We start from the raw sequence: 12,635 nt of genomic DNA, 5'->3' as shown, positions 1-12,635 counted from the left end.
GTCAATGGAAAGCCAGGGGAGGGGATGACCTATGAACCTGTCCAACTATCTGCGCCTGCCGCACCCCAGGGACTGCGCCTGCTCTGTCTGCTGGTCCCGACGCGAAATGGCGAAACCCGCTCGCTGCCGGTCCACACCCTGCGCCCAATGCCGCCCCGCGTCTGTGCTGCCGATTCGCACAACAAGGATGGGCAAGATCGCTGGTGTCTGGATGGTCCTTACCTCGGAATGGGCGGTGATACCGGCCTCTACCTGCGAGAAACACACGCCACCACCCCGACCGCCGAAGTATTGGAGCGTTGTGCTCGACACCGGCAAACCCACGCCTTACGTGCCGATCCGCGAGCCGTTCGAGCTGGAGGCCTGAGCCGTGGCTAATCAGGAACAACACGCTGACTTCTTCTGGCGCGTCTATCTGCCCATCGCGTTGCTCGCGGTGGTGATCTTCGGCTTCCCCTGGTTAGCGATGAAGATATGCCAGCACCGCGACGGAGCCAAGCCCGATAGCGTTCCCGCAAAAACAACCAACACCGAGGCCGGACAGGTCCAGGGCCGCGCTCCCGGCTTGTCCGAACACGCTTCACCGTTCGGAAAAACGGAAGCACGGGCGGAGCGCACCCTTGACCCTGCACGAACAGGAAAGCCTCCGCTCGTGAGTGTGGGGCAGCTTCTCCGCCCCGCGCTCCCGAGCCCTCGGCGGCAAGAGTGGGATGACAAGGGCAAAGCCCTTGGTGTTAAACAAAGGTTCAGCGATTAACTATGACTATTTGTGCACAACTATAAAATGTCAATTCGTTGCAATTCAGCTCATTAAGAAACGCAGCATTGTATTTACCTATATATGAAAAAAGCCTGCATTAGGCGCGTATAAATAGGGTTATTGATTCACAGTAAGCCAAGTAATAACCGGCAGGGCGAACTTGATTAAGGGTTCTTCTGCGCGAGATCGCTCGGCCTGCAGAAAGCAAAGCAGCGCAATAAAGCGCAACTAGAGAGAGGAAACACAGATGGCACGTTCGACTATGGAAGTTGCATTTCTCGGCACTCAACGCTTCGACGGTGAAGCCGGCCAGAAATACATCAAGGTCTTCTACGGCGACGAACCAGACGGCAAGACCGAACACGGCCTTTCCATCATCGGCATGGCAGCAGCGGACGAAGTTGCCGATGAAATCTTCGCAGCGGGTGCCCACTTCGAGCCGCTGCAACTGGTGCGCATCCACTTCGAGATTGCCCGTGGCGGCCAGAACAAGGGCAAGAACCTAGCCCTGCAACTGGAAGCCGTGAAACCACGCAACACCACCGAACCTAGCCGCGCCGCTGCTCAGCCTAACCCGGCCAAGCCAGCCGACCCGGCCAAAGCCAACTAAGGGGAGGGGCGGACCATGCTGATGGGTGACCGCGTTATCTGCGACTGCTGCGGCAACGACATGGGCAAGCTCATGAGCCTGCCTGCACCGCAAAGCGATCTGCTACCCGATCTGCGGTTGCCGCCCCATTTCGCCGTCTGCCCCGACTGCGAACCCCTCGAACAAGCCGCCGACCTCCTCGAGGCCGGTGCATGAATTTTCTCGCCTGTGACGGTGACTGGCTGCAAGGCGCTGACGGTACGCCCGTCTGCTCCGGTTCGCTGGTTGCCCTCACGGTCGAGGAAATGCAGAGCCTCTACGGCGCTGCACTGTCCTGGGAACAGGTCTCCGAACTACAGGCAGAAGCCATCGTGCTTTTCGCCACCGTGTTCGGTTTTCTGGTCCTCAAAAAAGTCCTGAAACAGTGAGGTATCACCCATGCAACTGAACAAGCACTTCATCAAGAAAATCGGCGTTGGCGCTGCTGCCGCGCTCTCCACCCTGGCTGGCACCGTCTACGCAGCCGTTCCCCCGGAAGCAACCGGCGCACTGGATGAGGCTGGCACCGATGTCGGCACCATCGGCTGGGCCGTCTTCGCCGTGATCATCGCCGCCATGGCGTTCAAGTACATGCGCCGCGCCCTGTAAGCCGGGGTTGCGCACCGCACGTGCCGAAGCAAACAAACCCCGCTCCGGCGGGGTTTTCACTTCCGAGGGAACGCCAATGAGTTACCAGCTGTACGTCCTGATCCTGACCACCCTGGCGTTCTATCTCGTGTTTTTTGGGCGGGTGTAGGGATGAAAGGGATTCTTCGTGTTGCCTTGGTGCTTGTTTGCAGCTGGGGGCATGCGGCCTGGGCTGAAGATTATTATTGGCATTATAACTCTCAGAATTATCCGTCTGCGGATGCTGCGTGTCAGGCGCACCTTGACGTAATGAAGCAGCAGAGCAGTGCGTATGTTGACTATAGGGTTGAGCTAACTAGCCCTTCTAGTGGTAGGTGTGTGCTTCTTAACAAGTCTGGTGTATCACTTGGTTCGGCCATTATTGGTAGGCAAGGCGACGGCTGTACTGACGGAACTTACGACAGCGCCATAGGTGGCTGCGTCCCTAACCCCGAACCTGACCCTTGCGAGTCCACTATTGGTTCGATCATCAATCATGAACACAAGTTACGCGACTCTGTTCATGGCTCAGATCGTTCGGAGCCTCCCGCTGATGTGTGCGCTAACTCCTGTACTTACACCTTTCAATACATCGTTAACAATATCTATGTGTATTCCAGCGGTACGCCTTCCGGTGTGTTCGGTTCCTATCAATATCGGGGCAACGGTTTTGAGTGCTCTGGCGATACCTACACCGCCCCTGGCAACCCGGGCGGCACGACAAATCCTGACGACACTCCGCCCCCTGATCCCGATAACAACTGCCCCTCCGGCTACGTCTGGAACGGCACCTTTTGTTCAAAGGAGCCGCCGAAACCTTGCGATCCCGAAGTCGAGGTCGGCGGCTGCGATGATACGCCCAACAATCCCGAACCCGGCGAGGGTGACGGCGATGAGGACGGTGGTGGTGATGGGGATGACGACGGAGACGGTGATGGTGATGGCTCCGGCGGAGACGGGGATGGTGGAAGCGGTGACAGCTCCGGGGGCGATGACGACGGGTCGGGTAGTGACGGCAACGGCGACGGTGATAGCGACAAGGACGACGAGGAAAAGCCGGACTCAAGCGTAGGCGGCGAAGCCTGCGATGCCACCATTGCCTGTGAAGGCGATGCGGTTCAATGCGCCATCCTCCGTCAGCAAAAAGCGCTGCGCTGCAATGCCGAGGAAATGACCGACTTCGAAAAGCATGAGTCGGCTATCGAAGCCGCCGTCCAGGGCGATAAGTTCCAGCTCGAAGAAGGCGGCGGGGCCATCGAGTTGCCGTCCTTCATCAACCAAGGCACCCGCTTTCTACCTTCCACCTGCCCAGCGGCTGAAAGCCTCAGCCTGCGCATGGCCGGCGGACGCACCTTTGAAATCAGCTATGAGCCGCTATGCCGCGCCGCCAGTGACCTGAGCGGCTTGTTCGTTGCGGTCGCTACCGTCCTGGCAGCCCTGTATGTGGGCCGCTCCGTAGGAGGTCAGTAATGCAGTTCCTTTTTATCGTGCAACTGCTGGTCATCATCCTCGGCCCGCTGGTGAAGATGGTGCTGCGCATCCTCGGCTTCGGCTTCGTCACCTATGTCGGCTTCAACCTGATTATCGGCCAAGCGCAAAGCTACCTGTTCGGGTTGATGGGCGATGTGGGGCCGGTGATTCAGGGCGTGCTGGGGCTGGCCAAGTTCGATGTGGTGGTGAATCTGTACTTCGCCGCCATCTCCACGCGCTTCATGCTGGCTGGCATCGACAAGGCGACCGACAAGCGCCGCAATCAGGTCTGGCGCAGCCCCAAGGATACCGGGTTTGAGGCGTAGGGAGGCTCACCATGCTGGTTATCAGAACGGGTAAGCCCGGCCACGGCAAGACCCTGAACACCATTCGTGAAGTCGACCAGACCGCCCACGCTCAAGGGCGCGTCATCTACTACCACAACATCAATGGCCTCAAGCCCGAACAGCTGCAAGCGCAGTGGTTCGAGTTTGATGGGCCGGAGAAGTGGTTCGAGCTGCCGGCTGACTCGATCATCGTGGTCGATGAGGCCCAAGGCTGGTTTGGTGCACGCGATCCACGCGCACGACCACCGGAACATATCACCCGCTTTGAGACCATGCGTCACCAGGGCCACGAAGTGCATCTGGTCACGCAAGATCCGCGCTATCTGGATGTGCACCTGCGCCGCCTGTGCAACAGCCATATTCACTATTGGCGGGTGTTCAAGTCGGCTCAGCTGCTGCGCTTCGAATCCGAAGTCGTCATCGAAAAGGTCGAGATTAAAAGCAGCTTCAAGGATGCCGACAAGAAGTCGCTGCGCCTGGATAAGCGCTACTTCGGCGCCTACACCAGCACCAACGCCAAGCACCACTTCCAGACCAAGGTGCCGACTAAGTTCCTCCTGGCGCTGTGTGTGGTGATCGGCGCGGCCATCCTCGTATACCGGGCCTATGAGCGCTACAACGCCGAAAAAGCCGCGCGGGCTGCCAGCAGTGGTGCGCCGTCCGGCAGCATGGTCGATCAGGTCCGCGATACGGTGGGGGCGTTCATTCGGCCTGCGGGCGCGGATGTTCAACAAGGGGCGCCGCAGACCCTCGAACAATACCTCGGCAGGCGAGTTCCGCGCGTGCAGGACCTGCCAGCCTCCGCACCGATCTACGACGGGCTGACCAGTCCGCAAACCTTTCCCAAGCCGGTGTGCATTTCAACGACAGACAGCCGGCTGCTCGCACGCAACCGCGCTCGGATGGAAATCGCGGTGAACGAGGGAACGGTAACGGGGTGTCGCTGCAACACCCAGCAGGGCACGCGTCTGGAAGTGTCGTTTCAGTTCTGCATGACGGTGGTCCAGAACGGCTACTTCGACGACACCAAGCCAGACCGGGGCTCGCCGCAGGATCCGCGAAGCCAGCAACCGCAATCCTTGCCCACGCACACCTATGAGCCGGTCCAGCAACAGGCCAGCAGCAACTTCACGCGTGTTCCATACGAAAAGGGGCGTTTCCTATGGTGAAGACCGTCAGCGCGTCCTTGGCACGCACGGCGAGGCACGAGCCGGCGTGCTGCGCGCGCTGACGTCCCTGTAACACGTCAGATAAACCAGTTTAAACAGTGTCGATTCGTTGCTATTTGGAGCACTAGAAAATGAGCGTTAAGGACCAGATCAGAGTTAATCGTCAATTTGAAGAAACGCCTGACGGGCGTCTTTTCTTCGATCATATGACTGCCAAGCTCACCGACCTCACAGGCGTTCGCCTTCTTCGCTGCGGTGTCGACACTGTTCGTCAGTTGTATCGCGGGCTGATTCGACCGGAAATCATGGCGCTATTCGAGAAACCAGGTGCCTTTGTCGAGTTCGCTGGGCAGATCTGGCATTCCGGTCGAGTAGGGCGTGACTCAGGCTACCAGTACAAGCTGCAAAACGCTGATCTCGGATTCATCCTGCTCATCAAGAACTTCAACGCCAAGCTCGATAGCATCGGCCCACATCTGAAAATCGAAGTGTCGCCCCATGCCATCGACTCGCTGTCGCCTGAGCGTCTGCAAGAGCGCATGGATTATTACGCTGCCGCAGTGCTGACTCATCGGGAGCGAAACCAGTGTGCCGTTCACCTCGCGCTGGATCTGCAAGGCTGGAAGCCTCCCGTGGATCTGGTTGCACGCTTGCACTGTCGCGCCCGGACACACCGCGATATCTCGGGCATCAATGAAATCAACTGGGCAACCAAGTCGAGCGTTTACGGGCGTGGGGAAACGTCCATGTTCGGCTCTGCAGGTGGCGTTCAGCTCTGCATCTACAACAAGACCGAACAGGCCCGTGCTACCGATAAGCTCGACTTCTGGGAAAGCGTCTGGCGTCGCCGGGACTCGTTCGATCTGGCCGACCCGGACAACTACGACCCGAAAGCGGACGTTTGGCGTGTCGAGCTTCGCTATCACCATTCGGTCATTCAGCAATTCGCCAGCGGATCGATCAGCGCTAAGACTGGTGAGGCCATCGAAACGGATTCGTTTGCGGCGTTCTCCGCCCACTTGGACGGCCTGTGGCGCTACGGTCTGTGCCAGTTCAAGTTGCTGCATCGCCCCGGACAGTACGAGCCGATCTGGACGCTCATGCGTGATGACGTGCGGGTGGATGTGGCGGCCGATTCTCTGGTCGATGAAACGGAATACAAGCGCTACTACAAGACCAGCCGGGGATTTAGCGGCAAGAACGTCGAGCTGTTCCTGGGAAACTTCGTAAGCCTGCTGGCAAGGGAGCGAGTGGGCGCTAAAACCGCATTTGATCGACTGAAGGAATGGGAATGCTGGCCGGTGATTCGGGATCACTACGCGTCCAAGGATATGACGGAACGTGATCTGTACAAGCACATCAAGAACCTACTCCAAGAGCGGCATGTGCGGTGGGGTAGGGCGGTCTGATGTCGATCGAACAACTGCCTGACGGTCGCTGGAAAGTCGATGTTGAACCGGTGAAGGGGCGTCGTTTTCGCAAAACGTTGAAGACGAAAGCGGAGGCCCAGCGATTTGAGGCGACTTGTCGAACCCAGTGCGTTCAGTCGAACAACTGGGCGCCTAAACCCAAGGACAGGCGCAAGCTGTCTGAGCTGGTTGGGCTGTGGTTCGATTTGCATGGCATCTCGCTTACCGATGGGCTGCGTCGTGCTGCCATTCTTCGGGCGTCGTGCAAAGCATTGGGAGACCCTGTCGCCAGTACCGTCGACGGTGCCAAGATCGCCGCAGTGCGTGCCCGCTGGATGGCAAAGGGGGTGACGGGCAAGACGGCTAACAATCGGCTTGGCTACCTAAAAGCGGTCTACAACGAGCTGCACAAGCTCGACGTAATCGACTATCCGTGCCCGTTTTCACGTATCAAGCCCGTCCGGTTACAGGAGCGCCCCTTGGCCTACCTGACCAAGCCGCAGATAACCGAACTGCTCGATGCCCTCAAAGCACGCTCGACGTCTCCGCATCCTGCCCTTGTTGCGCGGATATGTTTGGCGACCGGTGCTCGATGGGGTGAGGCCCAGGCGTTGCGACCAGATCGGATTAGAGGCAATGCCCTGGTGTTCGCCAATACCAAGTCGAAGCGGGTGAGAATGGTTCCAGTGACGGCTGAACTGGTGGCGATGATCCATCAACACTGGAAGCAGCATGGTCTGTTCACCAACTGCATCGGTGTATTTCGCCAAGTGCTTCTCTCGACCACGATCAATCCGCCTCGGGGCCAAGCGAGCCATATCCTGCGTCACACCTTTGCGGCTCACTTCATCATGGGTGGCGGGCATATCGTGACGCTGAAAGAGATCCTGGGGCATGCCTCTTTGAACATGACGATGCGTTACGCGCACCTCGCGCCTGAGCATTTGCACGATGCCGTCAGGCTTAGCCCATTGGCCGACCTGCCAGCAAGGAGCACAATTGTCTGATTGAGGTTTCGTTGAAGGGAATCGGGCTTGAATCGTTTGAGAGTTGTATGGAGTGAGCTTTTAATCATCACAGCCGTTGGCGCTATTCCGTCAGCTCTGGCGTACCGTAATGGAGGTGTTGAGGCTCTGGTGTTGTTCATAAAAGCGGCTGTTCCGAGCGAAACACTGTTCTTCTATAGCTTGGCGCTCTTCGGTTTTTTTGCTCTGGTTGCATACTTAGAGCGGCACCTTTGGATGCGAACCGATAAGCAGCGCCAACGATGGGCCTTCGCTAGATCAACGTTTAAGGAAGCTGGCACTAGCCTGCTCGGCCTTTGGCGCTTACTCGGGGGGATGCTTATCGGAACTCCAATCGTCTGGTTATGGGTCGAGCCTGAGACTTGGAAGCTAGCGAAGGTCAGCGGTTTCTGGATGATGGGCATGGCGATTGTTGCGGAGTGCTGCGTCATATCAGTTTGGGCTCGACAGATGGATAGGCTCTCGCTCCGTCGAACTGACAGCTAGATTTCGACACTTCTTCGACGCCGCCAAAAACCAGAAACGAAAAAGCCCTGGATAAACAGGGCCTTATCGTTCGGTATCTGGAGCGGGCGAAGGGAATCGAACCCTCGTCATGAGCTTGGGAAGCTCAGGTAATGCCATTATACGACGCCCGCGTAGGCAGCCTTTGTACCAGAAGGGCAGGGGGAGGAGAAGCGGGTGCGGCGTTTAGGTTGATGAATGTTTTTCAGACCTGCGCAATTTCTGTGGGCGTCAGGCTGCGGTATTGGCCGGGGGCGAGGGTGGGGTCGAGCAGCAGCGGGCCCATGCGTTCGCGGTGCAGACCGGTGACCTTGTTGTTGAAGTGGCCGAACATGCGTTTGACCTGATGATAGCGACCCTCATGCAGGGTCAGGCGTGCCTGGTGCGAACCGAGCAGTTCGAGTTCGGCGGGCAGGGTGGTGAGGTTCTCGAAGCGAAAGTAGAGGCCTTGGGCGAAGCGGTCGACGCAGATGGGGTCGATCGGGTCTTCGGTTTCCACCAGATAGGTTTTGCCCAGCAGGCTTTCCGGTTGGGTAAGGCGGCGGGACCAGAGGCCGTCGTTGGTGATGATCATCAGCCCGGTAGTGTTGAAGTCCAGCCGCCCTGCGATGTGCAGATCGTCCTTAGCCGGCTCATGGAGCAAATCCAGCACCGTGGGGTGTTGCGGGTCGGCGGTGGCGCTGACGCAGCCGGCCGGTTTGTTGAGCATAAAGAAGCGGGCGGGTTTACCTGCTTGCAGGACCTCGCCATCCAGCTCGATACGGTCGAAAACGCGAACGTCGTGGGTGCCGTCGCGGACCGTCTCGCCATTTACCGCCGCACGACCGGAAGCTAGAAGCAGGCGCGCCTGGCGATGGCTGCAGTGGGGCAGGCTGGCGAGGAAGCGGTCGAGGCGCATTACGGGGTTACTGGCAACTCGCCGCGGGCGCAGCGTGGGCAGATGCAGGCTTTGTTCAGTGCATCATCCGGGATCTGATCGCGGGCTTCGGCTGCTATCTCAACGGTGAAGCACCAGCAGGGCCGTGTCGCGGTGGCTGGGTTGGCCAAGCCGCATTGGTTTGGCTCGCCACAAACGGGACATTTATTGATGTCAGGCGAATCAGTCATAACCGCCTCCGGGCAGTGGCAGTACTTGATGTGGTGAGTGGTTGGTTGGCTCGACAAAAAGGAAAGCCCGGCATTGCGCCGGGCTTTTCGTACTGCGTGATTACTTGACGCGTTGACCGGGCTTGGCGCCGCTGTCTGGGCTGAGCAGGTAGATCTCTTCGCCGCCAGGGCCGGCAGCCAGCACCATGCCTTCGGATACGCCGAACTTCATTTTGCGCGCGGCGAGGTTGGCGACATACAGGGTCAGACGGCCTTCGAGCTTGCTTGGGTCCGGGTAGGCGCTCTTGATGCCGGAGAACACGTTGCGCTTGGCGTCGCCGATGTCTAGGGTCAGGCGCAGGAGCTTGTCGGCGCCTTCCACGAACTCGCATTTCTCAATCAGCGCGATGCGCAGGTCCACCGCGGCAAAGGCGTCGAAAGCGATTTCGGCAGCGATGGGCTCTTTCGTCAGCTCTCCGTTGCCGGACGGCTGGGCGGTGGTTTCGGTAGAGGCGAGGTCTTCCTTGGAGGATTCAATCATGGCGTCGATTTTGGCAGGCTCGATACGGGTCAATAGCGGGGTGAAGGCGTTCAGCTGATGGTTGGTCAGCAGGGTTTGCAGGTCGGCCCAGCCCAGCGGCTCGACGTTCAGGAAGCGCTCGGCGTCAGCGGCCAGGTTCGGCAGCACGGGCTTGAGGAAGATTACCAGCTGGCGGAACAGGTTGATGCCGGTGGCGCAGATGGCCTGGACTTCATCCTGCATGCCTTCCTGCTTGTTCAGTGCCCAGGGGGCCTTGTCGGCAATCCAGGCATTGGCGCGGTCGGCCAGGGCCATGATCTCGCGCATGGCGCGGGCGAAATCGCGGCTTTCATAGGCGTCAGCAATGGACGGTGCGGCGGTCTGGAAGGCATCGGTCAGCTCCGGCGCGGCGTTGCGGTCGACCATCAGGCCGCCATTACCCTTGTGAATGAACCCGGCGCAACGGCTGGCGATGTTGACGACCTTGCCGACGAGGTCGGAATTGACCTTTTGCACGAAGTCTTCGAGGTTCAGGTCCAGGTCGTCCACGCCGCGGCCCAGCTTGGCCGCGTAGTAATAGCGCAGGTATTCGGGGTTCAGGTGATCGAGGTAGGTGCGCGCCTTGATAAAGGTGCCGCGCGACTTGGACATCTTCTGCCCGTTTACCGTCAGGTAGCCGTGCACCGCGACGGCGGTGGGCTTGCGGTAGCCGGCGCCTTCGAGCATGGCGGGCCAGAACAGGGTGTGGAAGTTGATGATGTCCTTGCCGATGAAGTGGTACAGCTCGGCGCTGGAATCCTTGTTCCAGAAGGCATCGAAGTCCAGTTCCGGGCGGCGGGCGCAGAGATTCTTGAAGCTGGCCATGTAGCCGATGGGCGCGTCCAGCCAGACGTAGAAGTATTTGCCGGGCTCGCCTGGGATCTCGAAGCCGAAGTAGGGCGCATCGCGGGAGATGTCCCACTCATGCAGGCCGCCGTCGAGCCATTCGGCGATCTTGTTGGCGACGGAGTCCTGCAGGCTGCCGCTGCGGGTCCATTCCTTGAGCATCGCCTCGAAGTCGGGCAGCTTGAAGAAGAAGTGCTTGGAGTCGCGCAGCACCGGCGTGGCACCGGAGATGGCCGAGCGTGGATTCTTCAGCTCGGTGGGCTCGTAAGTGGCGCCGCACTTCTCGCAGTTGTCGCCGTATTGGTCATCCGCGGCGCACTTGGGGCAGGTGCCTTTGATGAAGCGGTCAGCCAGGAACATGCCCTTCTCAGGGTCGAAATACTGGGTGACCGAGCGAGTGGCAATGTGGCCAGCGTCGCGCAGCTTGGTGTAGATCAGGCTCGACAGCTCGCGGTTTTCTTCCGAGTGGGTCGAGTGGAAGTTATCGAAATCCACCAGGAAGTCGGCAAAGTCGGCGCTGTGTTCGGCCTGTACATTGGCGATCAACTGCTCGGGCGTGATGCCTTCCTTTTCGGCGCGCAGCATGATGGCCGAGCCGTGCGCGTCGTCGGCGCAGACGTAGATGCACTGGTTGCCGCGCAGCTTCTGGAACCGCACCCACATATCCGTCTGGATGTACTCGAGCATATGGCCAAGGTGAATCGAACCGTTGGCGTAGGGCAGGGCACTGGTAACGAGGATCTGGCGAGCGTCGGACATGGGAAATCTGCAGTCGGGATTGCGAAGTGAGCTGGTCACTATAAAGGTGCGAAGGTTTTTTTTCATCCGCACTGGCGCGGGCAGCGCGGGTCGAATAGCGAGTGCCGCGCCACATTGACGCGCTTGATGAGCCCATGTGGCGGCACGGGGTAAGATGCCCGTCTGTTTTACTAGGTTTTCTTGGGAGTAGTCATGACCGTCACACGCGAAGCTGTCGAAGCCGTACTGCGTCAGTACACCGACCCTAACCTGAACCAGGACCCGGTGGCTGCCGGTTGCGTGCGTTCCATCGACGTTCAAGGGGAGCGCGTCAGCGTGCAGCTTGAGCTTGGCTATGCGGCCGGGCTGTTTCGCAGCGGGTGGGCGCAGATGCTGGCGATGGCGATCGAACAGCTCGACGGCGTGACACGTGCCGACGTTCAGGTCGATTGCGTGATCGAATCGCACAAGGCGCAGGACCAGCTGCCGTCTCTCTCCAACGTGAAAAACATCATCGCAGTCGCGTCCGGCAAGGGGGGCGTGGGAAAATCGACCACTGCGGCCAACCTGGCGCTGGCACTGGCGCGCGAAGGCGCGCGGGTGGGCGTGCTGGACGCGGATATCTACGGGCCGAGCCAGGGCATCATGTTCGGTATTCCCGAAGGCACACGCCCGGAAATTCGTGACGGCAAGGCGTTCATCCCGCTGGAAGCGCACGGCGTGCAGATCATGTCGATGGCATTTCTGGCCGACGACAAGACACCAATGGTCTGGCGTGGCCCGATGGTTTCCGGCGCTTTGCTCCAGTTGATTACCCAGACCGCCTGGAATGATCTGGACTATCTCGTTGTGGACATGCCGCCGGGCACGGGCGATATCCAGCTGACCCTGGCGCAGAAGGTGCCGGTGGTCGGTGCTGTCATCGTGACCACGCCGCAGGATCTCGCGCTGCTGGATGCCAAAAAGGGCGTGGAGATGTTCCGCAAGGTGAACATTCCCGTGCTGGGCGTGGTGGAAAACATGGCCATCCATATCTGCTCGAACTGCGGCCATGCCGAGCATCTGTTCGGCGAAGGGGGTGGCGAGAAGCTGGCGGGGCAATACAACGTCGAGCTGCTGGCCTCTCTGCCGCTGTCGATGGCCATTCGCAGTCAGGCCGATGCGGGCAAGCCCACCACCATCGCCGACCCGGAAAGCCAGATCGCCATGATCTACCAGCAGATGGCGCGCAGTGTAGGCGCGCGAATTTCCCAGAGTGGCAAGATCATTGCGCAATCGATGCCGAACATCGTCGTGACTGACGACTGATCGAGCGAGTGGCGGCGCTTGGGTGCAGCCTGCTAGAAGTTGGGCTGGGCGAATAGATTTCGTCCTGCCTATCTGTAGGAGCGAGCTTGCTCGCGAAGCGGTCAAGAGCATTCGCGAGCAAGCTCGCTCCTACAAAGGCGGATCTATCGGCTGGGGGCA

15 protein-coding genes and 1 tRNA gene are annotated in these 12,635 nt (G+C 59.4%); 12 read left to right on the top strand and 4 right to left on the bottom strand.

What is annotated here, in order from left to right:
- Positions 1-31: 31 nt before the first annotated feature.
- The 11 genes from pflM to JQR87_RS14490 all read left to right on the top strand — a co-directional run bounded on the left by pflM (position 32) and on the right by JQR87_RS14490 (position 7,417).
- The gene (pflM, locus tag JQR87_RS14540; RefSeq protein WP_407295889.1) at positions 32-367 is read left to right on the top strand and encodes a lysogeny maintenance protein PflM; all 336 of its coding nucleotides are present in this window, start codon (positions 32-34) and stop codon (positions 365-367) included.
- Positions 368-370: 3 nt separating this feature from the next.
- The gene (locus JQR87_RS14535; protein ID WP_407295891.1) at positions 371-757 is read left to right on the top strand and encodes a hypothetical protein; all 387 of its coding nucleotides are present in this window, start codon (positions 371-373) and stop codon (positions 755-757) included.
- Between the two features lie 250 nt (positions 758-1,007).
- Entirely contained in the window at positions 1,008-1,370 is a 363-nt protein-coding gene (locus JQR87_RS14530) for a hypothetical protein (RefSeq protein WP_407295892.1), read from the top strand.
- A 15-nt stretch (positions 1,371-1,385) separates the two neighbouring features.
- Entirely contained in the window at positions 1,386-1,565 is a 180-nt protein-coding gene (locus JQR87_RS14525; protein WP_046162625.1) for a hypothetical protein, read from the top strand.
- Complete coding sequence (locus tag JQR87_RS14520; protein ID WP_046162624.1) at positions 1,562-1,777, top strand: hypothetical protein; 216 nt, start codon at positions 1,562-1,564, stop codon at positions 1,775-1,777. Before JQR87_RS14525 ends, JQR87_RS14520 begins: the two co-directional genes overlap by 4 nt.
- Positions 1,778-1,787: 10 nt before the next feature.
- Positions 1,788-1,997 (top strand): major capsid protein, encoded by a 210-nt coding sequence (locus JQR87_RS14515; protein ID WP_046162623.1) that lies wholly within the window; start codon positions 1,788-1,790, stop codon positions 1,995-1,997.
- A 573-nt stretch (positions 1,998-2,570) separates the two neighbouring features.
- Positions 2,571-3,485 (top strand): virulence factor TspB C-terminal domain-related protein, encoded by a 915-nt coding sequence (locus JQR87_RS14510; protein ID WP_407295893.1) that lies wholly within the window; start codon positions 2,571-2,573, stop codon positions 3,483-3,485.
- On the top strand, positions 3,485-3,811 hold the full coding sequence (locus JQR87_RS14505; RefSeq protein ID WP_407295894.1) for a DUF2523 domain-containing protein: 327 nt from the start codon (positions 3,485-3,487) through the stop codon (positions 3,809-3,811). Before JQR87_RS14510 ends, JQR87_RS14505 begins: the two co-directional genes overlap by 1 nt.
- Positions 3,812-3,822: 11 nt before the next feature.
- Complete coding sequence (locus JQR87_RS14500; protein WP_407295896.1) at positions 3,823-5,001, top strand: zonular occludens toxin domain-containing protein; 1,179 nt, start codon at positions 3,823-3,825, stop codon at positions 4,999-5,001.
- A gap of 131 nt (positions 5,002-5,132) precedes the next feature.
- Positions 5,133-6,410: a hypothetical protein gene (locus tag JQR87_RS14495; protein ID WP_407295897.1), complete on the top strand. Its 1,278-nt coding sequence runs from the start codon at positions 5,133-5,135 to the stop codon at positions 6,408-6,410.
- Entirely contained in the window at positions 6,410-7,417 is a 1,008-nt protein-coding gene (locus JQR87_RS14490) for a phage integrase (protein WP_407295898.1), read from the top strand. The genes JQR87_RS14495 and JQR87_RS14490 overlap by 1 nt, the downstream gene beginning before the upstream one ends.
- Before the next feature lie 582 nt (positions 7,418-7,999).
- Here the strand turns inward: JQR87_RS14490 and JQR87_RS14485 are convergent.
- The 4 genes from JQR87_RS14485 to metG form a co-directional block, all read right to left on the bottom strand.
- Positions 8,000-8,073: transfer RNA gene (locus JQR87_RS14485), tRNA-Gly, on the bottom strand.
- A gap of 71 nt (positions 8,074-8,144) precedes the next feature.
- Positions 8,145-8,837: a pseudouridine synthase gene (locus JQR87_RS14480; protein ID WP_407295899.1), complete on the bottom strand. Its 693-nt coding sequence runs from the start codon at positions 8,835-8,837 to the stop codon at positions 8,145-8,147.
- Complete coding sequence (locus tag JQR87_RS14475; RefSeq protein ID WP_407295900.1) at positions 8,837-9,046, bottom strand: cysteine-rich CWC family protein; 210 nt, start codon at positions 9,044-9,046, stop codon at positions 8,837-8,839. The genes JQR87_RS14480 and JQR87_RS14475 overlap by 1 nt, the downstream gene beginning before the upstream one ends.
- A gap of 100 nt (positions 9,047-9,146) precedes the next feature.
- A complete protein-coding gene (gene metG / locus JQR87_RS14470) occupies positions 9,147-11,189 on the bottom strand; it encodes a methionine--tRNA ligase (RefSeq protein WP_407295902.1) in 2,043 nt (680 codons plus the stop codon).
- Positions 11,190-11,381: 192 nt separating this feature from the next.
- Here metG and apbC point away from each other — a divergent pair, with 192 nt between their 5' ends.
- Positions 11,382-12,476: an iron-sulfur cluster carrier protein ApbC gene (gene apbC, locus JQR87_RS14465; protein WP_407295904.1), complete on the top strand. Its 1,095-nt coding sequence runs from the start codon at positions 11,382-11,384 to the stop codon at positions 12,474-12,476.
- Positions 12,477-12,635 lie beyond the last annotated feature (159 nt).

Source organism: Stutzerimonas stutzeri, assembly GCF_051028275.1.
In the GTDB taxonomy this organism is placed as follows: Bacteria; Pseudomonadota; Gammaproteobacteria; order Pseudomonadales; family Pseudomonadaceae; genus Stutzerimonas; species Stutzerimonas stutzeri_AS.
This window is presented reverse-complemented; position numbering and strand designations above follow the sequence as displayed.